The 23,097-nt window shown below is 34.8% G+C and carries 22 protein-coding genes; 20 read left to right on the forward strand and 2 right to left on the reverse strand.

What is annotated here, in order from left to right:
* Positions 1-21: 21 nt before the first annotated feature.
* Together QY331_06685 and QY331_06690 are read right to left on the reverse strand one after the other, a co-directional pair.
* Positions 22-1,419: a T9SS type A sorting domain-containing protein gene (locus QY331_06685; protein WKZ70934.1), complete on the reverse strand. Its 1,398-nt coding sequence runs from the start codon at positions 1,417-1,419 to the stop codon at positions 22-24.
* A gap of 183 nt (positions 1,420-1,602) precedes the next feature.
* A complete protein-coding gene (locus QY331_06690; protein WKZ70935.1) occupies positions 1,603-2,151 on the reverse strand; it encodes a helix-turn-helix transcriptional regulator in 549 nt (182 codons plus the stop codon).
* Positions 2,152-2,286: 135 nt separating this feature from the next.
* Between QY331_06690 and QY331_06695 the strand changes: the two genes are divergently transcribed.
* The 20 genes from QY331_06695 (at position 2,287) to QY331_06790 (ending at position 22,924) form a co-directional block, all read left to right on the forward strand.
* Positions 2,287-3,639 carry an MATE family efflux transporter gene (locus QY331_06695; protein ID WKZ70936.1) on the forward strand — a complete coding sequence of 451 codons (1,353 nt, stop codon included), beginning with the start codon at positions 2,287-2,289 and terminating at the stop codon, positions 3,637-3,639.
* A 74-nt stretch (positions 3,640-3,713) separates the two neighbouring features.
* Positions 3,714-4,124, forward strand: coding sequence for a hypothetical protein (locus QY331_06700; GenBank protein ID WKZ70937.1), 411 nt, complete (start codon positions 3,714-3,716; stop codon positions 4,122-4,124).
* An 8-nt stretch (positions 4,125-4,132) separates the two neighbouring features.
* A complete protein-coding gene (locus QY331_06705; protein WKZ70938.1) occupies positions 4,133-4,711 on the forward strand; it encodes a Maf family protein in 579 nt (192 codons plus the stop codon).
* Between the two features lie 259 nt (positions 4,712-4,970).
* The gene (locus QY331_06710) at positions 4,971-5,387 is read left to right on the forward strand and encodes a YtxH domain-containing protein (GenBank protein WKZ70939.1); all 417 of its coding nucleotides are present in this window, start codon (positions 4,971-4,973) and stop codon (positions 5,385-5,387) included.
* 6 nt (positions 5,388-5,393) lie between these two features.
* Positions 5,394-5,768 carry a hypothetical protein gene (locus tag QY331_06715; protein WKZ70940.1) on the forward strand — a complete coding sequence of 125 codons (375 nt, stop codon included), beginning with the start codon at positions 5,394-5,396 and terminating at the stop codon, positions 5,766-5,768.
* Between the two features lie 32 nt (positions 5,769-5,800).
* Positions 5,801-7,888 (forward strand): elongation factor G, encoded by a 2,088-nt coding sequence (gene fusA / locus QY331_06720; protein WKZ70941.1) that lies wholly within the window; start codon positions 5,801-5,803, stop codon positions 7,886-7,888.
* 190 nt (positions 7,889-8,078) lie between these two features.
* Positions 8,079-8,579 (forward strand): HIT domain-containing protein, encoded by a 501-nt coding sequence (locus QY331_06725; protein WKZ70942.1) that lies wholly within the window; start codon positions 8,079-8,081, stop codon positions 8,577-8,579.
* A 431-nt stretch (positions 8,580-9,010) separates the two neighbouring features.
* Positions 9,011-9,898, forward strand: coding sequence for a thymidylate synthase (thyA, locus tag QY331_06730; protein ID WKZ70943.1), 888 nt, complete (start codon positions 9,011-9,013; stop codon positions 9,896-9,898).
* A 40-nt stretch (positions 9,899-9,938) separates the two neighbouring features.
* On the forward strand, positions 9,939-10,244 hold the full coding sequence (locus QY331_06735; GenBank protein ID WKZ70944.1) for a PEGA domain-containing protein: 306 nt from the start codon (positions 9,939-9,941) through the stop codon (positions 10,242-10,244).
* Positions 10,241-10,723: a dihydrofolate reductase gene (locus tag QY331_06740; protein WKZ70945.1), complete on the forward strand. Its 483-nt coding sequence runs from the start codon at positions 10,241-10,243 to the stop codon at positions 10,721-10,723. Before QY331_06735 ends, QY331_06740 begins: the two co-directional genes overlap by 4 nt.
* 79 nt (positions 10,724-10,802) lie before the next feature.
* Positions 10,803-12,662: a DNA mismatch repair endonuclease MutL gene (gene mutL / locus QY331_06745; protein ID WKZ70946.1), complete on the forward strand. Its 1,860-nt coding sequence runs from the start codon at positions 10,803-10,805 to the stop codon at positions 12,660-12,662.
* Positions 12,663-12,716: 54 nt separating this feature from the next.
* The gene (locus tag QY331_06750; GenBank protein WKZ70947.1) at positions 12,717-14,369 is read left to right on the forward strand and encodes a methylmalonyl-CoA mutase family protein; all 1,653 of its coding nucleotides are present in this window, start codon (positions 12,717-12,719) and stop codon (positions 14,367-14,369) included.
* Positions 14,370-14,372: 3 nt separating this feature from the next.
* On the forward strand, positions 14,373-15,242 hold the full coding sequence (locus QY331_06755; protein ID WKZ70948.1) for a decaprenyl-phosphate phosphoribosyltransferase: 870 nt from the start codon (positions 14,373-14,375) through the stop codon (positions 15,240-15,242).
* A 4-nt stretch (positions 15,243-15,246) separates the two neighbouring features.
* Positions 15,247-15,738, forward strand: coding sequence for a hypothetical protein (locus QY331_06760; GenBank protein WKZ70949.1), 492 nt, complete (start codon positions 15,247-15,249; stop codon positions 15,736-15,738).
* Between the two features lie 5 nt (positions 15,739-15,743).
* Positions 15,744-16,976, forward strand: a complete 1,233-nt coding sequence (locus tag QY331_06765; protein ID WKZ70950.1) for a hemolysin family protein — start codon at positions 15,744-15,746, stop codon at positions 16,974-16,976.
* A gap of 71 nt (positions 16,977-17,047) precedes the next feature.
* Positions 17,048-17,845 (forward strand): sulfite exporter TauE/SafE family protein, encoded by a 798-nt coding sequence (locus QY331_06770; GenBank protein ID WKZ70951.1) that lies wholly within the window; start codon positions 17,048-17,050, stop codon positions 17,843-17,845.
* Between the two features lie 15 nt (positions 17,846-17,860).
* Entirely contained in the window at positions 17,861-18,199 is a 339-nt protein-coding gene (locus QY331_06775) for a rhodanese-like domain-containing protein (GenBank protein WKZ70952.1), read from the forward strand.
* Positions 18,200-18,432: 233 nt separating this feature from the next.
* The gene (locus tag QY331_06780; protein WKZ70953.1) at positions 18,433-19,839 is read left to right on the forward strand and encodes an MBL fold metallo-hydrolase; all 1,407 of its coding nucleotides are present in this window, start codon (positions 18,433-18,435) and stop codon (positions 19,837-19,839) included.
* A gap of 333 nt (positions 19,840-20,172) precedes the next feature.
* Positions 20,173-21,480 (forward strand): T9SS type A sorting domain-containing protein, encoded by a 1,308-nt coding sequence (locus tag QY331_06785; GenBank protein ID WKZ70954.1) that lies wholly within the window; start codon positions 20,173-20,175, stop codon positions 21,478-21,480.
* Between the two features lie 463 nt (positions 21,481-21,943).
* A complete protein-coding gene (locus tag QY331_06790) occupies positions 21,944-22,924 on the forward strand; it encodes an integron integrase (protein WKZ70955.1) in 981 nt (326 codons plus the stop codon).
* The last annotated feature ends 173 nt before the right edge of the window (positions 22,925-23,097 follow it).

The following is a 23,097-nucleotide window of genomic DNA, read 5'->3' on the forward strand; positions in this document are numbered from 1 at the left end:
TAATTATTAGAGTGAACTATTCTATTTAAGTAAAATCATCTTCCTCGAAGATGTTCTATTCGATGTAACAAATTCATAAAAATAAACGCCGCTGCTAAGAGAGTTATCATCAAGTATTACTTCATGATTACCGGCTAATTTCATCCCGTCATCAAGGATTTTAATTTTTTCACCGAGAGTATTGTAAAGAGTTAGTGTGACTTCAGCCGGTGAAGGAAGAGTGTACACAATCTTTGTTGAGGAATTAAAAGGATTGGGATAATTTTGATATAGTATGAAGTCCTTTACTAATGGTTCTTCTGGAACATCCATGACATTTGTATAAGTGTATAAATATTTATAATTAGGATCCCAGCTTGAACCATTCCACATAAACATTTCCATGATTGTTACATTATCGTTTAAATCATAGAGCAAATTGGCCTGACTCTGATTAACCCATTGATTATTCTCCCAATTCTGTGAGGTTTGGGTAATTAAAAGATTATTTGTATATGTGAAGAGTTCTCGATATTTCCATTCTTCATATGGATCATACATCCATGAAGACTGAATAGATTCAGTAAGAACATTTCCTTGATAAATGTTTTCCACTTGTTCAACATCTTGCCATACAGTACCGTTATGATGTTTATAGATGCTATAAGTCAAATTGTCATTTGCATTATATGCTGAGGAATCACTTGCTAGTGGAATCCAAGTAGAATCATGCCCTTCAGTATAACTTGTTTCATGATTTCCTGACTGAGTATAAGTGTAACTTGTTCTTGAAGTTGGCTGCCAGTCAACTCCGTTATGATAATAAACATAATCCATTTCGACCTGTGAAAGAGAATTGTACTGATTTGTCAACTTGTAGTTATAACTCCAAGTTGGTGGTGATTGCCAATAGTTGTAAGTACTTCCAACCATTTCTACCATTCTTTGTTGAGAATCATATGTGTAGTCGGTTTTGGAACTTGGTTGCCATGCTGAGTTAGTCCAGTAGTAATCTATCATTTGTGAAGGATTATTTTCGGCATTATAAGAGCTTTCCGTTTTACTTGCATTCTGCCATGCTCCTCCTGCATAAACTTGAAAGAGAGAAACCGATACAAGTCCCTGCGCGTTGTAAGTATTTTCCATTCGATAACTGTTTTCCCAAGATGAGGTATTCCATGTCTGGCTCAAATATTCTGTTAGCTTACCATCATTGTTATAGCTGTACAATGCACGGTAATAATTCTCGTATTGACTGTTTTGATATCTCTGCAAAAGCATTTCAGATACCATGGTTGTGCTGTCGGAAAGAAGTGTAACTTTTACTTTATCGGACATATAAAATATTGTTGAATCAATTTTTGGAATGTGTTTACTTTGCCCGATGGTTATTGTGGATAATAATATTACAAGGATTAAAAATCGTAGTGATTGTTTCATAATGCCCCTCCGTTGTTTGAAAGCAAACAACATGCCCTGGAGAGAAAATGAATAGGAAAGTTTTGGCGGAAAAAATGTTTATTTGAAAAATAATTAACATACTTCGCTAATTATTGTCAAACAACTTGATATCCGATTTGATTTATAGCATTTGGACTTTAGGTTATTTGGGGAAAAGTTTTCTTACTTTCCCTCGACTCGTTTTACGATATGCGATACTTGATCAATTGCTGATTGAAGTTTGCGCAGTTCTGCTTCTAATATATAAGTTCGATATGCTTCCATTGATTCTTTACCGCCAAGCAGCCAATTTATATCACAACCCAACCGTAAAAGTTTTGCTAATATTTTAGAACCGGGTTCGCGTTTGCCGCTTATATATTGTTGAAGTTGCTGAGGTGAGATATGCATTTCTTCGGCAAGTTTTTTTAATGTACCGTATTTTCTTTTTGCGAAGATTCTAATTCGCTCACCCATTATTATTTGAAGTTTACCGTCCTCAAATAAATCGAGAGTTTCTTTCGGTTCATTATCATCATTAAATAAAGCTAGGTCAAACTGATAATCATCTAGAATATTTTTGATCTTGTTAAAAAGATCATCGTCCAGAAGCGGAGCATCATTTAATAGATAGGTGAGAGTCTGGTTGTTCAGCCCGAGCTTTTCGGCTAACCAACTTTGTTTGATTCCAAAAGTATGAAGAAGATATTTGATTTCTTCTTGTCGAGTCAATTACGACCACATAAGTTGACTAATTGATTTATCAAAATAATAAAAATAATATCACAATGCGAGTATCAAATTGTAAGATTTATTAATAGAAAATTTACTTTCATTAAAAGAGGTATTTGAATACCTTTGAATCCTATGAAATTTATTGCTGATATTTCTGTCTATAAATACATTCTCAAAATGGCGCTTCCCGCAATTGCGGGTCTTTCCACACAGATGATTGTCTCTCTTGTTGATACCGCGATGGTCGGACGTTTACCGGATGCGGAATATTCACTTGCTGCTATGGGATTGGGAGTTCTTGCCACTTGGGCATTCATTAGTTTTTTCTCATCTCTTGCAACCGGAACTCATGTTCTGATTGCTAGAAGATTTGGCGCGCAAGATTTTGACGGCTGCGGTGATGTCCTCAATACTTCTTTAATTATTTCTTTTATAACCGGCGTGATTGTCGGGGCGATAATAGTTAGCCTATCATTTCCCATAGCAAATTTCTTTGCTGCCGATGACACGGTAGGGCAATATGCCGGCGAATATCTTTTTTATCGATTTATAGGACTTCCGTTTTTCTTAATCTCTGTTTCATATCGCGGTTTCTTTTTTGGAATAGGGAAAACAAAAATATTCATGTTCTCTGGTTTACTTGTTAATTTTCTGAATATAATTTTTAATTATATTTTTATATTCGGTGCATTCGGTATTGAAGGAATGGGATTAGCCGGTGCCGGACTTGGGTCATCATTAGCAACTTTGTTTGATGCTCTCTTTTATATTATAGTTTCTTCTATTAGCCATTACAGAAAAAAATACAATTACTTCAAAAATTTTACGTTCATAAAAGAATTCGCCTATTCAATTGTAAAAATATCCTTACCTGTATCTTTTCAAAACGTATTTATTTTAGTTGGCTTTTTAAGTTTTATTGCTATTACAGGTTTGATAGGTACACTTGAACAGGCTGCAAGTCAAGTTGTCATGTCTTCATTAATGATTTCATTAATGCCGTGTTTTGGTTTTGGAATTGCTGTTCAAACTTTAGTGGGTAATCAACTTGGCAGCGGAAAATTTCAACTCGCAAAGTTTTATGGTTTTGAAACAAGCAAGGTTGCTACTCTATATACTTTGCTCGTTGGAATTATTTTTATTTTTACTCCGAGACTTATACTAATATTAATTACTACTGATAGCAATGTAATTGAAACAGCTGTTCCGATTCTTAGGATTGCGGGGTTTGGTCAAATATTTTATGCAATAGGTGTAGTTTTAGCAAATGGATTACAGGCAATGGGACAAACGTTTTTCGTAATGATGGCGGAAGTAATTTCAAACTGGGTAATTTTTATTCCGCTGGCTTATTTACTAGGTTCTGTTTTCGATCTTGGACTGATTGGCGCATGGTCAGCTCTTCCATTTTATGTAATAGTATATTCAGCAATCGTTTTTATCAAATTCAATTTTGGTAAAGAGAGCAAGGTAATACAAGTTTAAAATACATTCGAAATTTATTTTTTAGCAGAAATTTAGAACTTGACAATATTTAACTAACCCAATATCTTTATGTCATGAAATTGTACAGAGTCTCATATTTACTTTTATTATTATTAATCACGGCAATTTCTCTTAATGCCGGTGCAACTATTGCTGAACCTGGCGTTACAGCTAGAAGCAGTGGCGATAATGTAATTGTTATGTGGCAGACTTTGCAAGAATCTAACCTCAAACATTTCGTCGTACAACGTAAAGCTCAAGACGGTCCGTTCATAGAAGTAGGAATTGTTGTTCCTGAAAAAGACCAATATTATGAATTTACAGATGAGACCGCGTATAAAACAAGCGGAACGTTATACAAATATCGAATTGCAATAGTGGATAATAATGGTTTAGTTACTCATTCAAATGAAGTTCCGGTGTTACACGATAATATTTCTAGTGTTAAGAAAACTTGGGGAAGTATTAAAGCCCTCTTTAGATAGTTTCTCGAATGATCATTTCCGAATTACCAATTTATCTTGCATCAAAATCACCCAGACGAAGAAAACTTTTAGCTCAGCTTGGAATAAAATTCAAATCTTTCTCAGTTGATCTTCATGAAGAAGTTTTTGATGGCGAGCACCCAATTCAAACCGTAAAACGGTTAGCGCTTCATAAATTAGAAGAAGCAAAAAAAATTAGGTCGAACGGAATTTTTATAACTGCAGATACAATTGTGGTTCTTGATAAAGAAATAATAGGCAAACCAAAAAGTAAATCCGATGCTGAAAGGATTTTGAAAAAACTAAGCGGAAGAACCCATTCAGTATATACTGGTTTTGCACTTTTTAATTCGATTAAAAATAAGACTTTGGTTGATTACGAAAAAACTTCTGTCACATTTAGAAAACTCAGTAGAAATGAGATTAAAGAATATATCGCTGGCGGCAGTCCAATGGATAAAGCCGGAGCTTATGGAATTCAAGATGATTTTGGTGCTGTGTTTGTAAGTGAAATTAAAGGTTGTTATTACAACGTGGTTGGATTACCACTCTCAAAGCTCTATTCAGATTTACAAAGAATTATCTAGCAAAACAAATCTTAGATCATTTATCCTTTTGAATTTATTCAATTCTCATTACCTTTGTATTCTCTTAACGAGATACGATTTTTAGAAACAATAAATCGTTTTATGACGTAAAAGTGATTCAATAACTAATTTGACAAGCAGTATCCTTACAATTTACAAGTGGATTTTTAGTATCTTTAGACTTCTATATCCTTGATTTTGCATCGTTTGCTTGCTATTTTAGTTAGACTATAAACTAAACTTATATAAGGAGGAAATTATGGCTGATGAAAATGGATTGGGAAAAGGTTTATTTCTCGGATTAATTGCCGGAACAGTAATTGGTTCTGTAATTGCATTACTCTACGCACCAAAATCCGGAAAAGAACTTCGCGGTGAATTGCGAAGTAAAGGTGAAGAACTCCTTGATGAATCTGAAGAATATTTAGAAAGAGCAAAAGTAAAAGCTTCCGAACTTATCAATGATGGAAAAAGAAAATCCGAAAGATTAATTTCCGATGCTAAAGTAAAAGTTGATGGACTAATAAAAGAAGCAGAACAAGTTCTTCATGAAGCTAAAGATAAAACATCAAAATATGTTGGCGACAGTAAGAGCAAGATTGAAAAGGAAAGTGACAAACTAAAATCTGCTGTTAAAGCCGGTATTGATACTTATAAATCAGAAAAAGAAGCATAAAATACGATGTTAATAGATATTCTTACAATTATATTGATATTGCTGGTATGTGCTCTAATTATTTTTGTATTTATCACACTCAATAAGTTGAATCGGTCTATCGATGTTTTAAGTGCAGACATACATCAATTGATCGATTCAACCATTCCTGTAGTTTCCAATCTTAACAAAGCTGCAGAGAAATTTGCAAATATTGCTGATGATGCCGAAGCGCATATGCAAGAATTTAATGAGATGGTCAGAAATACAAAAGAAAAATTTAATTCTCTTAGCACACGTGTTAAGGACGGAGCCAATCAAAACCCCGTAATAAATCTAATTAAGAACCTTAATGCCTTTACTAAAGGTATAAGCGCATTCTGGGAAAAATATAAATCATAAATGTAGTTTGCGAAATATAGAGGAGAGATATCTTGAAAGAGTTTAATCCGGATGCAATACGTAATCTCGCATTCATTGGTCATGGTGGAAGTGGAAAAACAACTATAGCAGAATTATTACTCTATACTGCAGGAGAAATAAATCGTATAGGAAAAGTTGAAGAGGGAAACACTACTTCCGATTATAATCCCAATGAAATTGAAAGACAAATTTCAATTTCTTCGGCACCTCTTCATTTAGAATGGAATAACACAAAAGTTAATATGATTGATACTCCCGGTTACTCTGATTTTATCGGTCAAGTAATCAGTAGCCTTCATGTTGTTGAAACTGCTGTAGCGGTTGTTAAATCTGCAGAAGGTGTCGAAGTCGGTACCGAAGCTACATGGGGTTATGTAAATCAGTATAATCTTCCCGCTTCAGTTATTATTAACAAAGTTGATAATGAACATTCAACTTTTAATGAAACCGTTCAAGTTGTCAAAGATCATTTAAGTAAAGATGCTACAGTAATAACAATGCCGGTAAAAGAAGGAATCAATTTTGACACGGTAATTGATCTTATTAAAATGAAAGCTTTTCAATATGATGCGACCGGATCAAAGAAAGTATCAGAACTAGAAATTCCGGCTGAATTGAAAGACGAAGTCGAAACGATGCGTGAAGAACTGATCGAAAAAGTTGCAGAATCAAGTGAAGAATTAATGAATAAATTCTTTGAAGATGGAACTCTCAATGAAGAAGATCTTAAAAAAGGATTGAAAGCCGCAATTCTAAATCGATCGTTGGTTCCGGTTTTCGCGGTTTCAGCTACAAAGGGAGTTGGGTTGAATAACTTTATGGATTTTGCGGTTAGTTATTTCCCTTCACCGAAAGATGTTCCCGCAGAAAAAGCCATTATGAAAGGAAAAGATGTAGTCGAAGTTAAATGTGATCCTAAAGGTGAAGCTTCTGCTTTAGTATTCAAATCATTAAATGAGCAACATGTTGGTGAATTATCTATCTTCCGTGTTTATAGTGGCACACTTGAATCCGGAATGGATTTAATAAATACAAGTAATGAAAAGGCCGAAAGATTAGGTCAACTTTCAATATTAAACGGAAAAAATAGAACCGAAGTATCTAAAGTTGTTGCCGGTGATATTGGTGCTGTCGTGAAATTGAAAGATACTCACACGGGAAACACACTTGCCAGCAAGAGCTACCCGGTTGTTTTTCATCCGATTAAATTCCCCGAATCAGTTATTCGCGGCGCTATCAAACCAAAAGCGAAAGGGGATGAAGATAAAATTTCAACTGGGCTGCACACTGTTCATGAAGAAGATCCTACATTATCTGTACACTTTGATCCGGAATTGGCGCAGACAATTGTCACAGGACAAGGTGAGCTTCAATTGAACTTAGCCGTAAAATTACTGAAGGATAGATATGGTGTTGAGGTTGAATTAGTTGAACCTAGAATCCCATATAGAGAAACAATTAAATCAACTTGTGATGTTGCAGAATTCAAACATAAAAAGCAATCCGGTGGAAGAGGTCAATACGGTCACGTGTTATTAAAATTAGAACCGCAACCACGCGGAGCGGGATTTGAATTTGTTGATGCGATTGTCGGTGGTGTTGTTCCCGGACGATTTATACCTGCTGTGGAAAAAGGGTTGAAAGAAACTTTAGTTAAAGGAATTTTAACCGGTAGTAAGGTTATTGATGTTAAAGTGACTTTGTTTGACGGATCATTCCATAACGTTGACTCTGATGAAGTATCTTTTAAAATTGCTGCTTCCCAAGCATTTAAAAAAGGATTCCTAGCCGCTAAACCTGTAATTCTTGAACCTATTTATGATATAACCGTAAAAGTACCCGAAGATTATATGGGTGATGTAATGGGTGATATCTCAAGTAAGCGCGGTAAAATTTCCGGTATGGAATCGGAAGGACCCTTCCAAATTATTAAAGCGAAAGTTCCTTTGTCTGAATTATATAAGTATTCAACTCATTTAAGATCTTTAACATCCGGACGTGGTATGCACACAAGAGCTTTTTCACATTATGAAGAAGTTCCGAAAGATGTTGAAGCCCGAATTATCGAAGAATACGAAAAGTCAAAAGAAGAAGATTAACAGTATATAGTTTCATAAAGCGGAAGAATACCACTTCCGCTTTTTTTATTTTTGTAAATTAAGAATCTGTCAGTTAGAATCCCGATTTATCGGGATGAAGAGTCTTCCTGTATAAATGTAAAGTGAGATTCTTCACTCCTAAAAATCAGTCGTTCAGAATGACAATTGTATTGAATTTTGAGGTAAAACAATGAATAAACTTTGGTCACCCTGGCGTTCAAATTATATTCAATCGTTCAAACACAAAAGTGACAATGAAGAATGTGTATTCTGTTCATCTCCCAAATTGGATATAAATGATGATGAATCACTTGTTGTTTATAAATCCGAACATTCTTTTGCGATGCTTAATTTATTTCCGTATAACAGCGGACATTTGATGGTAATTCCATACAGACATATGGCGGATATTGACGAATTAACCGATGAAGAATTTACAGATATTACCAAACTTATTAAACTCTCCAAAAAAGCTTTAACGAAAGCGATGAAACCGCAAGGATTTAATATAGGTGCAAATTTAGGTAAAGCTGCGGGCGCAGGAATTGATCAACATATTCACTTTCATATTTTACCGAGATGGATTGGCGATACAAACTTTATGCCCGCAATCGGTGAAGTAAAAGTTATTTCACAAGATTTATTAGAGACTAAGAAAGATCTCATGAAAGCTTTTCAAGAAATTGGTTGATTGTTTGTCAATGTGAATTATTCTGCATTTCTATTAACCCATAATTTAATTTGTTAGGTTTGCCATTTACTATTAACCCACAGATTCATCTGTGGGAACTCATGTAACTAGCAAAAAATATACAAACCGATTCATCGGTCTATTAATTTTTTTTTCTTCAGATTAGACTTGACTAAATTTTAATGTAGGATTCAATAGCCCTAGTTTTCTCCATTTTATCTGTAGTTGAGTAAGAACTAAAACGGTTGAAACCGTTAAGGAATTTCGGGCATCTTACTTTACCCTAACGGATAAATCCGTTGGTTATTGAGAATGAGAACTCATAATTCATCTATTGCTCGATTCACCCCCGTATTTTTCCTTTAATTTATGTATATTCCGCATCGTAAAAATTAGTCGAAAATGCTGAAAAAATTGAAAAAAGGGGATTAATGAAGGAATATCACGATCTAGTTAAACTTGTTTTGGAAGAAGGCGTACGTAAAAAATCCAGAACCGGTGTCGATACACTTTCTTATTTTGGGGCTTTTTATAGAGTTGATCTTTCAAAAGGTTTTCCGCTTCTTACTACCAAACAAATGATGTGGAAATCGCTTCTTTATGAAGTGCTTTGGTATCTTTCCGGTGATGATCATATTAGAAATTTAAGAGAACATACAAAAATTTGGGATGCTTGGGCAGATGAAAATGGAAATCTTCAAACCGCTTACGGAAGATACTGGAGACGCTATCCGGTTCCGGAAAAAAGTGCGGCATTGGGTGAAGAAGTTTTTGTAAATGAATCAAATCCATTCGTAAAAAAAGAAGATAACGGTTCATTAACATTCGATCAAATCGGATGGGTAATAGATCAAATTAAAAATCATCCCGAATCGAGAAGAATGGTTGTTAATGCCTGGCATCCGGCAAATGCCGTTATCAGTAAATTACCGCCTTGTCATTATACATTTACTTTTAATGTTAGCGACGGAAAATTAAATTGTCATCTTACACAGCGTTCCGGCGATATTGCACTTGGCATTCCTTTTAACCTTGCTGCTTATTCTTTACTTACACAAATTATTGCACAAGATGCCGGATTAGAACTTGGTTACTTTGCTCATACAATTGTCGATGCACATATTTATTTAGCAGATAAAGGATCAAAAATGGAAGAGTATGATCATGTTGAGGGCTTAAAAGAACAATTAACACGTGAACCTTATGAATTACCTAAATTAATAATAGCAAAGAAGCCATTGGATCAACTTACATTTGAAGATTTTGAATTGGTCGGTTACAAACATCATCCGCGAATAAAATTTGAAGTCGCGGTTTAAACGAAAGAATAAAATGAAGACAATTTATTCGGGGGGATAAATGAAAAAATTCATTTTAATAATATTTACAGTTGCAATGCTATTTGGCTGTCGGGAGGATGCGGTTGAATTTACTCTGGAACAATCAACTGCTGATGTGGTAATTAATTCAAATCCCAGAGAAGCGGCAATTTATTTAAATAATAATTTCACCGGTGAATTAACTCCCGATACTTTGAAAAATCTTGAAGCCGGTTCATATTTATTAACATTGCGATTGAACGGATACAAGGATTCAAGTAAAACTATTATAGTTGAACCGGAAAGAGATCAATCAATATTTATCACACTAAAATTACTCAGATGAAAAAAATAATCATAGTTGCGGTTGCAAAAAATAACGTAATCGGTAAAGAAGGAATAATGCCGTGGCATTCCAAGGAAGACTTGAAACACTTTAAGGAAACAACTATGAGCTTTCCGCTTATTATGGGTAGGAAAACTTTTTACTCAATGGGCGGTAAACCGTTAAAAGGTAGATTGAATATTATTCTTACGAGAGAAAAATCATTTCCAAAGCCCGAAGGCGAAGTTGAAGTATTTTCGGACATCAATGATGCTTACAAATTTTGTGAAGAAAAAAAATATGAAAAAGTATTCGTTATCGGTGGCGGTGAAATTTATAAACAAGAAATTAATAATGTAGATGAACTACAAATAAGTGAAATGAAAGTAGAAGTTGAAGGTGATACATTCTTCCCGCAGATAGATAATGATATTTGGGAAGCCGCTGAAGAAATAGAATATTCTGAATTTACACTAAAAATTTATAGGAAAAGGAATTGACCTTTGCGCCTTAGCGTCTCTGCGGTAAAATTATTAAAAAACAACGGCTAAGTCGCAAAGACGCAAAGGGAGTAAGATTATGATTAAGAGTAAGATTAAAATATTACCGGAAAATATTTCCAACAAGATTGCAGCGGGAGAAGTTGTCCAGCGTCCCGAATCTGTTGTTAAAGAATTGATGGAAAATGCAGTCGATGCAAAAGCGGCAATGGTCGAAGTTTATATAAAACAAGCCGGTAAAACCTTGATACAAGTTGTTGATGATGGTGAGGGTATGAGCGAGGAAGATGCTCGATTCTGTATGCAAAGACACGCGACAAGTAAAATCAGTACTGTCGAAGATCTTGAGTCCATTCAAACATATGGTTTTCGAGGGGAAGCATTAAGTTCAATTTCATCTGTCAGTCTTGTCGAAATAAGAACCGAACAACAAGAATCCGAAATCGGAACGTTAATTAAGAACAACGAAGCCGGAGAATTTTTTACCGAGAAAGGTTCGTTCTCAAAAGGAACATCTATCGCGGTTAAGAATTTATTTTATAATACACCCGCACGAAGAAACTTTCTTAAAACTCATTCAACCGAATTAAAACATATAATTGAAACATTCAAAAAAATAGCATTAAGTCGACCTGAGATTTCTTTTAAGTTTTACAACGATGACGATCTTATTTTTGATTACTCTGCCGGTACTTTCGAAGAAAGACTTCAAAAAGTTTTTGCCGATAATATTTTAGATGCCGTAATCCCGGTCAGTGAAAAAACAGATTTCCTTTCTATTTACGGTTATGTAGGCAAACCAACATTCACCAAAAAAGATCGCAGTGATCAGTATGTATTTATAAATCGTAGATATATTGTAAGCAGAACAGTTAATCATGCTGTATTCAGTTCCTATGAAAATATTTTGGAGAAAGGTGATTATCCTTTTTTCGTATTATTTATTGAACTTGATCCGCGAAGAGTTGATATAAATGTTCATCCTTCTAAGTTAGAAGTAAAATTCGAAGATGATAAAGATGTTTATTCATTTATTAGCGCCGTAGTTAAGAAAAGTATCGGAAGCCATGACTTAGTTCCATCAATGACTTTTAACGAAGCGGTTGATGAAAGTGAGAGACTAAAATTTATCGCACCACCGAGAGTAAATCGTGGTGATTTTTCCGATAGACCGATATTCTCAACCGATAACAGATCTCCCAAACGAGGCAGTGTATTTTCGGAAGATGAAATTGACAGATTATTCGATTCGTTAAATACAGATATTAAATCATCCGCACCGGATACAGAAGTTGATCATCCTTTTGATGATAAGCAGACCGGAGATGTGTATCATCGTAAAAGTCTGCGTGAAGAATCAACTGATTCGGATAATTCATTTATCGTTCTTCTTCATAACAAATATATTCTATCCCAGATTAAAAGCGGATTAATGATTATCGATTCACATGTTGCGCATGAAAGAATTTTATATGAAAAAGCACTTCGTTCATTCGATGCAAATATTCCGTTTTCTCAGCAATTACTTTTCACTCAAAAAATTACCGTCGATCCGGCAGATTATGAATTATTAAAAGAGATTGAACCTTATCTAAATAAATTGGGATTCGAAATAAGATTACTCGCAAAAAATGCGATTGCAATAAGCGGTGTTCCGTCCGATGTAAAAATCGGTTCGGAAAAAGATACATTGTTGGAAATTCTTAGCGAGTACCGCAGTAATGAACAAGAAAAACAATTAGAAGTTAGAGACAACGTGGCAAAATCATTTTCTTGTAAAGCCGCAATTAAAGCTGGTGATAAATTAAATGAACAAGAAATGAGAATTTTAGTCGATCAGCTTTTTGCTACATCAATGCCTTATGTTTGTCCCCACGGCAGACCAATTGTCATTAAAATTCCGTTAACAGAATTAGACAAAAGGTTTGGAAGAACTTAAGCGAATTATTATTTTTTTTAGAAAAGTTATTTTAATCTCAGAGAGGATTGAAAAATGAACCAAGAGTATAATAAAGCAAAAGAAGAATATTTAGATAAACTCAGTAGAACAAAATCCACAGGCATGAAATTTACATCTGTTTCCGGTGAAGAAGTAAAAGCACTTTACACTCCCGATGATTTAATAGATAACGATTTCATGCGCGATATAAATTTCCCGGGTGAATATCCATACACTAGAGGGATTCACACCAACGGGTATCGAGGCAAAGTTTGGACTATGAGATTATTCGCCGGATTCGGTTCACCCGAAGATACAAACGAACGTTTTAAGTATTTATTGAAGAACGGACAAACCGGTTTATCCGTTGCATTCGATTTACCGACATTAATGGGAGTTGATTCTGATGATGTGATGAGTCAAGGCGAGGTTGGAATCTGCGGTGTTGCGATTTCGTCATTGAAGGACATGGAAATTTTATTTGACAGAATACCTTTGGATCAAGTTTCTACTTCGATGACAATCAATTCACCTGCGGCTATGATATTTGCATATTATTTAGCCGTCGCAAAAAAACAAGGCGTAAGTTTTGATAAGCTACGTGGTACTTTACAGAATGACATTCTAAAAGAATATATAGCACAAAAAGAATATATTTATCCACCCGAACCATCAATGCGTATTATTACCGATATGATTGAATACTGTACGAATGAAGTTCCGCAATGGAATCCGGTCTCGGTAAGCGGTTATCATATTCGTGAAGCCGGTTCAACGGCTGCTCAAGAATTGGCATATACTTTAGCAGATGGATTTGCATACATAGAAGCTTGTATCGAGAGAGGAATGGATGTCGATTCATTTGCGCCTAGAATCTCGTTCTTCTTTAATTCACATTTAGATTTCTTTGAAGAAATTGCAAAGTTCAGAGCAGCTAGAAGAATTTATGCAAGAAGAATGAAGGAAAAATACGGAGCGAAAAATCCTCGTTCATGGTGGTTAAGATTTCATACTCAAACTGCCGGATGTACATTAACGGCACAGCAGCCTGAGAATAATATTGTAAGAACAGCATTGCAAGCTTTAGCGGGTGTTCTCGGCGGGACACAATCACTCCATACAAATTCGATGGATGAAACATTAGCATTGCCTAGTGAAAAAGCTGCAAAAATTGCCTTAAGAACGCAGCAGCTTATAGCTTATGAAACCGGTGTGATGAACACTGTCGATCCGCTCGGCGGAAGTTATTATGTTGAATCGTTAACCGATAAAATGGAAGAGCAAGCAAATAAAATTTTTGATGAAATAGATTCATTGGGCGGAGTTGTTGCCGCAATTGATGCCGGTTATTTCCAAAAGGAAATTGCCGATGCGGCATATAGATATCAACGCGAACTTGAGAAAAAAGAAAAGTTCATGGTTGGTGTAAATGAATTTATAGAAGAAAATGAAAAAGTTGATATCCCGATTTTGCAGATCTCACCGGAAGTCGAGAGAAAGCAAAAAGAAAGATTAGCCGAATTACGACAAAATAGAGATCAAAAAGCTGTCGATGAAGCACTTGCCGCAATTAGTAAAGCGGCTGTTGAAGGGACAAACTTAATGCCCGAATTTATCAAAGCAGCCGAATCTTATGTAACACTCGGTGAGATGATCAACGAACTTAAAAAACATTTTGGAGTTTACGAAGAGGCAGTCGTATTTTAATAAATGGCAACCGACTATTTCAGATTACTGCGCATTCCACAGTGGATAAAAAACTTTTTTGTTTTTGTCCCTTTACTTTTCTCAAAACATTTAATGGAGTGGGACTATTTAAGTGTAGTTCTACTCGCATTTATTACATTCTCTTTAACAGCAAGCATGGTTTATGTATTTAATGATCTGCTTGATGTACAACTTGATAGACAACATCCGATAAAAAAAAATCGTCCCATTGCAAGCGGTAAGATTTCACCGTTTAATGCAAAAATTACTATCGGTGTACTCTATGTTATAATTGTATTGCTTGTACTCCAACTCAACTGGGAATTTGCAGCCGCACTATCGGGATATATTGTTATCAATTTCTTATATACGATCAAATTAAAAGAAATAATGATTCTCGATTTATTCTGTATCGCCAGTGGTTTTATGCTTCGTGTACTTGCGGGTGCTTATGTCGCGGATATTTATGTTTCTAATTGGTTAATACTTACTACAATATTTCTTGCATTATTTCTCGCGGTTATGAAAAGACGATCGGAGTTGGTCGCGCAATTAGGGAATAACTTAACAAGAACGGTTTTGAAGGATTATTCGGAAAAATTTATTGATCAGATTTCAGTGATTGCTGCTTCCGGATTGGTAGTCTGTTATGCTCTTTATTCAATTTCTTCAAGAACAATTGACCATTTCAATTCAAGGTATTTTGTTCTTACAACCGCTTTTGTTGTATTTGGTGTGTTTAGATATATGTATCTTGTGGTTAAGAAAAGTAAGGGTGAAAATCCGACCGAAATCATGTTGACAGATTTACCGATGCTACTAAACACTATCATTTATATATTTGTAATTATTATTTTAATTTATTTCAGATAGGGCAATGAACAAAAAATACATATTAGTGATTTTGCTTTTATTCCTTTTTGCTTCATGTACATCCAATGAGGTTACAAAAAAGGATGAATCGGATTATGATGTGGAAATGTTTACACCTGATTTAAAAGTTGATTTCAAAGAAGTTTATAGCTGGATTAATTTAATGCCGGGTCCGGATGCACAAGCTCGATTTAATATAACCGGTGAGTTTGAAATATTTCAAACGAGCGATTATGATTTTAGCAGAATGAATTTAACTCTGATAAAAATATTTCAGGATAAAGAATTGATTTATTCGATTAAACCGGAAATCAGAATAGATGATAAACGGTCTACAAATGAATCCAAATTTATAATTTTCGGGACAATAAAAGGATTGCTTCCCGATCCGAAGTTGAATACCGAGGGAGTTATAGATGCTCAATTCATATTTACTGAAGACGATGAGTTGTATTCGCATTTAATAAAAAATGTAAAAATTGATAAGGCATATTAAGTCTCATGGAATTGTTGATTTTAGTTTTGCTATTGCTCCTCAGCGCGTTCTTTTCTTCTTCAGAAATCGCATTTGTTGTTGCCAATAAAATTAAAATAGAAATACGCGCAAGAAAGAAAAATATTTCTGCGATTAATTCTCGTTTCTTTGTGAAGAATCCTCAAGTGTTTTTTTCAACAATTCTTATTTCTAATAATATTGTCAACATTGCCTTTGCTTCGTTGGCTACGGTTTATCTAACCCGTGAATTTGGGTTTAATGATTTTGAGATTTTACTTGTTTCCACAACACTTTTATTAATTATCGGAGAAATAATTCCAAAGTATATTGCCCGCGAAAGTGCCGATTTATTATTTAGTATATTTTCTTTACCTATAAGGGCTATTACATTTTTGCTTTATCCTTTTGTAAAAATCACATCATCAGTATCATCATTTTTAACACGTCGCGGACAATTAGACGAAGAGGAAGCTCATCAATTATTCGATAAAGATGATTTTCAATCATTAATAAACGAAAGCTCGGAAGCCGGAGTTGTTAATGAACGTGAATCCGGGATAATCAATAAAATAATTGATCTCAGAGAACAAAAAGTATATGAATGTATGACACCTCGAACCGATATAGTCGGTGTGGAAATTTCAAGTTCTCTTGAAGAAACACTTAATATATTAATTGAATCGGGATATTCGAAACTCCCGGTTTACGAAGAAAATTTGGATAATATAAAGGGATTGATCATTGCAAAAGATCTATTCAAAAACCCGCAAAGTATCGGATCAATTTTACGTGATGTAATCTTTGTACCCGAAACAAAAAAAACTTTGGAAATGCTGAATGAACTCTTAAGCAAAAGTACTTCAATTGCTGTCGTTGTTGATGAGTTCGGCGGAACTGCCGGAATAATTACGGTCGAAGATATTATCGAGGAAATGTTAGGTGAAATACGTGACGAGTACGATGAGGAAGAAGTTGTAAGCAAAAAGTTAAATGAAACGACATATGTTTTTTCCGGCAAAGTTGAGATCGATAAAATTAATGAAGAATATGATTTCCAAATTCCCGAAGGCGATTATGAAACAATTGCCGGTTATATAATTTCCGAGCTTGGCAGAATTCCGGCAAGGGGAGAAGTTTTTACAATTAATAAATACTACATTACAATTCTCCGATCGAATAAAACTAAGGTCGACTTAATTAAACTCATAGTCGATCCCGAATCTTTACAAGATTCTTAACTCTGATTAAATAACACCTTGAATCCTTTTTATTATCCTTTCATCACATCACCAATTAAATTGAGTTAAGTTTGGAAATACTTGGTTACATAGGTGCGATTTTAATGGGATTAACACTTGGATTAATCGGCGGCGGTGGATCAATTCTTACCGTTCCAATTTTAGTATATCTTCTACAAGTTGATCCTGTTCCGGCGACAGCTTATTCATTATTTATCGTAGGCTTAACAGCGCTCGTTGGTGCTGCAACTTTTATTAAACGAAAAGAAATCAGTTATCTAACCGCAGTTGTATTTTCGGTTCCGGCATTTATTGCGGTTTTTATAACAAGAAAATTTATTGTTCCCGCTATTCCGGAAGTGATCGTTTCATTTGGAACATTCGCATTTACTAAAGACTTATTCATCATGCTGCTATTTGCACTATTAATGGTTGCCGCTGCAGTTTCAATGATAAGGAAAAGAAAATTTTCTGTAGATGAAGACGAACTGGTTTTTAATTACCCATTAATTTTAATAGAGGGATTTATTGTAGGGATTTTAACCGGATTAGTCGGCGCCGGTGGAGGATTCTTAATAATCCCGGCACTCGTAATTTTAGCAAAACTACCAATGAAAATGGCTGTGGGAACTTCATTATTAATTATTGCTGTTAAATCATTAATCGGATTTATTGGTGATATCGGTACAAATTTAATTGTTGATTGGGGATTCGTTACATTATTTTCAAGCCTAGCTGTGATTGGAATTTTTGTGGGCAGCTATTTATCAAAATTTATTTCAAACGAAAAATTGAAACCGGCTTTCGGCTGGTTTGTTCTGGTGATGGGTTTCTACATCATCGGGAAAGAATTTTACACAAGTTTATAAAACATAGGAGAAACAATGGGATTATTCGGTTCAAGTAATAAAGTCGATGTAATTGATCTCGATTCAAAAACATTTGAGACACAAATTAAAGAAGATAAAGACGGCGTTCTAATTGATGTTAGAACTAAAGGCGAACATGATGAAGTTAAAATTCCTAACTCAAAATTGATTGATATTATGAGTCCGACTTTTATACAAGAAATTGAAGAATTGGATAAAGACAAAACATATTATTTATACTGCCGCAGTGGTAACAGAAGTTATCATGCCGGTAGAGCAATGATACAAAGGGGGTTTACAAAAGTTTATAACCTAGAACCGGGTATCATCGGTTGGATGGGAGAAGTTGAATAATTTTAAATTGTCATTCCGAACGAACCGTTTTTGGGTGAGTGAGGAATCTCACCTCTACATTGCCGATACTCTCAATTAATTTAAGGTGAGATTCTCGCATTGCGATAACTTCGGAATTCATCCGTTAGTCAACGGATTCAGAATGACAGCTATGCAGCATTATCAAAAAAAAATATTCGCAGTCTTTCTGTCTACATAAAAGTTTATAAATAAAGAAAAATGGAGTTAACAAAATGTATTTCGAACATGTATATGAAAAAGGATTAGCGCAAGCAAGTTACTTTATCGGATGTCAGGCAACCGGTGAAGCGATTGTTATCGATCCCAAGAGAGATATTGATACATATTTGCATATTGCCGAACGTGAAAATATGCGCATCACAAAAATTACCGAAACTCACATTCATGCGGACTTCTTAAGCGGTTCACGTGAACTTGCACAAATTACCGGTGCTGAAATTTTGCTTAGTGATGAAGGTGGGGAAGAGTGGCAGTATCATTACAAACATACCGGGTTAAAAGACGGTGATAAAATTAATGTCGGCAATTTAATTTTAGAAGTTCTTCACACACCCGGACATACACCGGAACATATTAGTTTCCTATTAACAGACGGTGCTGCAAGCACTAATCCGATTATGATCTTTACAGGTGATTTTGTGTTTGTCGGTGATATCGGCAGACCAGATTTACTTGAGAAAGCTGCGGGCATTACCGGAACGATGGAAGTTGGAGCACGACAAATGTTTCAATCATTAAAAAAGTTCAAGGCACTACCTGATTATATCCAAGTTTGGCCCGGACACGGAGCCGGATCGGCTTGTGGTAAATCTTTAGGTGCAGTTCCGAGCACAACCGTAGGATACGAAAAACTTGTTAACTGGGCATTAAATATTAACGACGAAGAGAAATTCATTAAGCAATTATTAGATGGTCAACCCGAACCGCCGAAATATTTTGCAATGATGAAAAAGTTAAATAAAGTCGGTCCCGATATTCTTGGCGGAATACCTCATCCGGCTAGAATGACTCTCAATCAATTTAAGGAAGTTGTTCAGAATAAAACTAAAATTGTCGATACAAGAGATAAACTTTCTTTTGCGGGCGGACATATTCCCGGATCATTAAATATACAAGATAACTCAGCATTCAGTACTTGGGCAGGTTGGATGTTAAACTATGATGAACCATTTGTGTTGATTGCTCCGGATCATAGAATTGAAGACTTAACAAAGAAATTAATAAGAATCGGCTTAGATAACTTTAACGGGTATTTGCCTAACATGGATGCTTGGGCAAACGCCGGTAATGAATTGGAAACTCTAAATCAAATTACATGTTCCGAACTTTCAGGATTAATTGATAGAAATGAGGTACAAGTAATCGATGTCCGTGGTGAAACCGAACATGCCTCAGGTAAGATTAATGGTGCTGATAATATCCACGTTGGTCACTTAAAAGATAATCTTGATAGAATTGAGAAAAGTAAACCGGTTGTTGTTCATTGTCATACCGGCGATCGTTCTGCTATTGCGGCTAGTTATTTATTGAATCAAGGATTTGATAATGTAATCAACTTAACAGGCGGTTACGCTGCATGGATAAACGATTGCGGAAAGAAACGAGTCGTTAGTGTTTAAAAAGCAGAACTCAGAATTCAGAAGTCAGAATTCAGAAGTCAGAATGACGGGCTTGTCATCCTTTGATGTGGAATTATTTACCAACTAGTATGATCCAAAGCGACATCCGCTACAGTGGGAATTTTACAAGGAATCCGATTTAATCAATGTAAAGTTGGAAAAATGTAATTATGGATGAATTGTATAGATTCCCACTTTTGTGGAATGACAAAAACATCCCATTAAAAAATAAACCCACCGGCAACTTTTAATAGTATATGGCGTCTGAATTGGTCGTGATTAAAAAAAATCACACTAAAATCTAAAATTCGATCAATTTATTAAGGAAAGTAAATGCACTTAGAACGCCATATCACATCGGCAAAGAAAAACGATTATTCAAAATCGACTGATAATTCATTTATTTTATTTCTTCTCATTTTATTCTTCATCATAACAAATGTCAATGGACAGTCATGGACACAAGTAACCGAAATTGATTCTGTTACTGTTTTCTCCATAGCAGAACAAAATCAAAAACTTTTTGTTGTTACACCATATGATATATATACCGGGACGGAAAAAGGAAACAACTGGAGCAAAACCCAAAGCCAGCCCGAAACCAACAGTTATTTTTACACAATCTATTCATATCAAGAGAATCTTTATTTAGGAACTTACGATGATGGAATATTTCGAAGTACTGATTCCGGTGAAAGCTGGCAGAAGATTAATGACGGTTTGTCTCAAGCGGCATTAGGAATTGTTGAATTTGCCGGAAGAGGTGATAGTCTTTTTGTCGGGACCGATAATGATGGAATCTATTATCTTAATGTACTTCAAGCACCATCTTGGAAAAAATTTAATTCGGGTTTATTTCAATTTGGTTCCGGTGCAATTTTTTCTTCGGGGGATTTCCTTTTAGCTAATCTTGGTATGTATCTATTCATGAATACTAAAAACCAAAGTGATTGGCAAAATATATTCGTCGATACTTTAGAAACACAGCGACAATTCTTTGATTTTATATCTCACGATAATTTCATCTTTGCCGGTACAGATAACGGAATTTATAGGGGCAACCAATTCGCTGCGGAATGGGAAAGAAAAGATATCCAATCATTTCAAGGTAGAGACATAACAGCTTTCGCAAGTTATGGATCGCGTCTTTACGCTGGATTACTTTTCGGTGGACATCATTGGATTTTTTCAACAGATAATTACGGTGAATCATGGGAAATAAGTGCACATGAATTTTCTTGGTTGTATGATCTGCATGCTTACGAAGATAAACTTTGGGCCGGAAGAGAAGACGGACTTTGGTTTATAGATATTTCGGGTACAAGTGATATTGAAGATCCTAATGAAAGTAAACCGACAAATTTTGTACTACATCAAAATTATCCGAATCCATTCAATCCGAGCACAACAATTAAATTCACAATCCCGAACGTAGGGGACGAATATATTCGTCCCTTACAAACCAGTTTAATTGTTTACGACATTCTCGGAAGAGAAATAAAAACATTACTAAACGAACAACTCCAACCCGGAGAATACGAAATAGAATTCGATGCCAGTGATTTACTAAGCGGCGCATATTTTTATCGATTGAATGCGGGTGGGTTTTCGAAGAGTAGGAAGATGTTACTGCTAAAATAGTATCAATTTTGCACATAAGAGAATTTCCCGAATCCCACAATAACAATAGATTTTACATTACAAACGTAGGGGACGAATATATTCGTCCCTACAGTCTTGGTAAACTGCGTCGAGACTGAAAGCCTAGTGTAACGGCACTGATACGGTTTCAGATACTTTTCAAATAGGTTTCAAATCGAATTGAAGTGAGCTTTAATGCCTAAATTTAACCTATTCTCACTCTAGAATAGTAATCGCGCACTTCAAAAAAAAACCATCCGGTTTCTCAACAATTTGACTTCTTTTACTTAATTTTAAAAGCAATTTAGTGCGACTGACGCTAAATTATCTAGAACATGTCTCAAACCTACTCATAATTCAAATAAAAGAGTACAAGTATTAATTATTGAATTCTATTGATAAATAAATTTATTTTAATTATCATAAGTAATTAATTAAAGAAAATTTCATCGGGACTTCAACATTGCTTGATAACCGGAATAAATCTTTACACAAACCGAAATTACTTGAACAAGTAAAACACAAATTACAATCCGAGCGCTACAGCATTTCTACAATAGAATTATATACAAGATGGATAAAAAATTTTATCATTTTTCATAACAAGCAACATCCTAAAAAACTTGACAAGTCACATATTGAAAAATATTTAACATACTTAGCTGTTGAGAAGAAGGTTGCGCAATCTACACAGAACCAAGCATTGTGTGCTATAGTATATTTATATAAACATGTTTTAGAACAAAATTTTGGATGGTTAGAGGATGTAAAAAGAGCTACAAAAAAGAAAAAGCTTCCGGTCGTATTTTCAAAGGATGAAGCAAGAAAAGTTATAGAAAACACAAAGGGAGATATTCGCTTAATTGTTTCTCTTCTTTACGGCAGCGGTTTACGATTGAGTGAAGCGCTTAACTTGAGAATAAAGGATTTAGACTTTGAGCTTGAAAGTATTATGATAAGGGAATCAAAAGGTGAGAAAGACAGATCAACAGTTTTAGCTCAATCAATTATTCCGCAGCTTAAAGAGAAAGTGCGAGAAGTAAAAAAACTTCACACTATCGATTTAAGAAATGGAAATGGAAAAACATTGCTGCCATTTGCATTACATAAAAAGTATCCACATGCATCTCAAGAATTCGGTTGGCAGTATGTTTTTCCGGCAAATAAATTTATTTACGACAAAGAAAGGAAATTAAAGTATAGATATCATATTCATCCTTCCACAGTACAGAAAGAAATTCGCAAAGCAATTAAGAAGGCAGGTATAAATAAACCGGCATCGTCTCATACATTCAGACATAGTTTTGCCACACATCTTCTTCAATCCGGAGATGATGTCAGAAAAATTCAAGAACTATTAGGACATAAATCTTTGCGTACAACTATGATCTATACTCATATAACTGATAATTTATATGGGGTTAAGAGTCCGCTTGATTTTTGAGTGTTATAAAGAACAGCGAAGAGGTAAAAGAAAATAATTTATTTGCTAAAGAAGAATGATATTAAGGAAAATTTAAGATAATCAACGAATATAATCGGCATAACATGATAATTTACAAAGTGCTTCGAGAATAATAAATCTCGTTTGCCTTGAATTTTATAAATAACTAATTC

The sequence above is a fragment of the Melioribacteraceae bacterium genome (genome assembly GCA_030584085.1).
GTDB lineage: Bacteria > Bacteroidota > Ignavibacteria > Ignavibacteriales > Melioribacteraceae > SURF-28.

What these genes read in the sequence shown, in the direction of transcription:
- mutL (WKZ70946.1), top strand. Translation starts at nt 10,803, where the DNA reads ATGATTAAGAGTAAGATTAAAATATTACCGGAAAATATTTCCAACAAG.
- QY331_06735 (WKZ70944.1), top strand. Translation starts at nt 9,939, where the DNA reads ATGAAAAAATTCATTTTAATAATATTTACAGTTGCAATGCTATTTGGC.
- QY331_06780 (WKZ70953.1), top strand. Translation starts at nt 18,433, where the DNA reads ATGTATTTCGAACATGTATATGAAAAAGGATTAGCGCAAGCAAGTTAC.
- thyA (WKZ70943.1), top strand. Translation starts at nt 9,011, where the DNA reads ATGAAGGAATATCACGATCTAGTTAAACTTGTTTTGGAAGAAGGCGTA.
- QY331_06695 (WKZ70936.1), top strand. Translation starts at nt 2,287, where the DNA reads ATGAAATTTATTGCTGATATTTCTGTCTATAAATACATTCTCAAAATG.
- QY331_06785 (WKZ70954.1), top strand. Translation starts at nt 20,173, where the DNA reads ATGCACTTAGAACGCCATATCACATCGGCAAAGAAAAACGATTATTCA.
- QY331_06700 (WKZ70937.1), top strand. Translation starts at nt 3,714, where the DNA reads ATGAAATTGTACAGAGTCTCATATTTACTTTTATTATTATTAATCACG.
- QY331_06775 (WKZ70952.1), top strand. Translation starts at nt 17,861, where the DNA reads ATGGGATTATTCGGTTCAAGTAATAAAGTCGATGTAATTGATCTCGAT.
- QY331_06750 (WKZ70947.1), top strand. Translation starts at nt 12,717, where the DNA reads ATGAACCAAGAGTATAATAAAGCAAAAGAAGAATATTTAGATAAACTC.
- QY331_06740 (WKZ70945.1), top strand. Translation starts at nt 10,241, where the DNA reads ATGAAAAAAATAATCATAGTTGCGGTTGCAAAAAATAACGTAATCGGT.
- QY331_06705 (WKZ70938.1), top strand. Translation starts at nt 4,133, where the DNA reads ATGATCATTTCCGAATTACCAATTTATCTTGCATCAAAATCACCCAGA.
- QY331_06715 (WKZ70940.1), top strand. Translation starts at nt 5,394, where the DNA reads ATGTTAATAGATATTCTTACAATTATATTGATATTGCTGGTATGTGCT.
- QY331_06725 (WKZ70942.1), top strand. Translation starts at nt 8,079, where the DNA reads ATGAATAAACTTTGGTCACCCTGGCGTTCAAATTATATTCAATCGTTC.
- QY331_06755 (WKZ70948.1), top strand. Translation starts at nt 14,373, where the DNA reads ATGGCAACCGACTATTTCAGATTACTGCGCATTCCACAGTGGATAAAA.
- QY331_06685 (WKZ70934.1), bottom strand. Translation starts at nt 1,419, where the DNA reads ATGAAACAATCACTACGATTTTTAATCCTTGTAATATTATTATCCACA.
- QY331_06710 (WKZ70939.1), top strand. Translation starts at nt 4,971, where the DNA reads ATGGCTGATGAAAATGGATTGGGAAAAGGTTTATTTCTCGGATTAATT.
- QY331_06760 (WKZ70949.1), top strand. Translation starts at nt 15,247, where the DNA reads ATGAACAAAAAATACATATTAGTGATTTTGCTTTTATTCCTTTTTGCT.
- QY331_06765 (WKZ70950.1), top strand. Translation starts at nt 15,744, where the DNA reads ATGGAATTGTTGATTTTAGTTTTGCTATTGCTCCTCAGCGCGTTCTTT.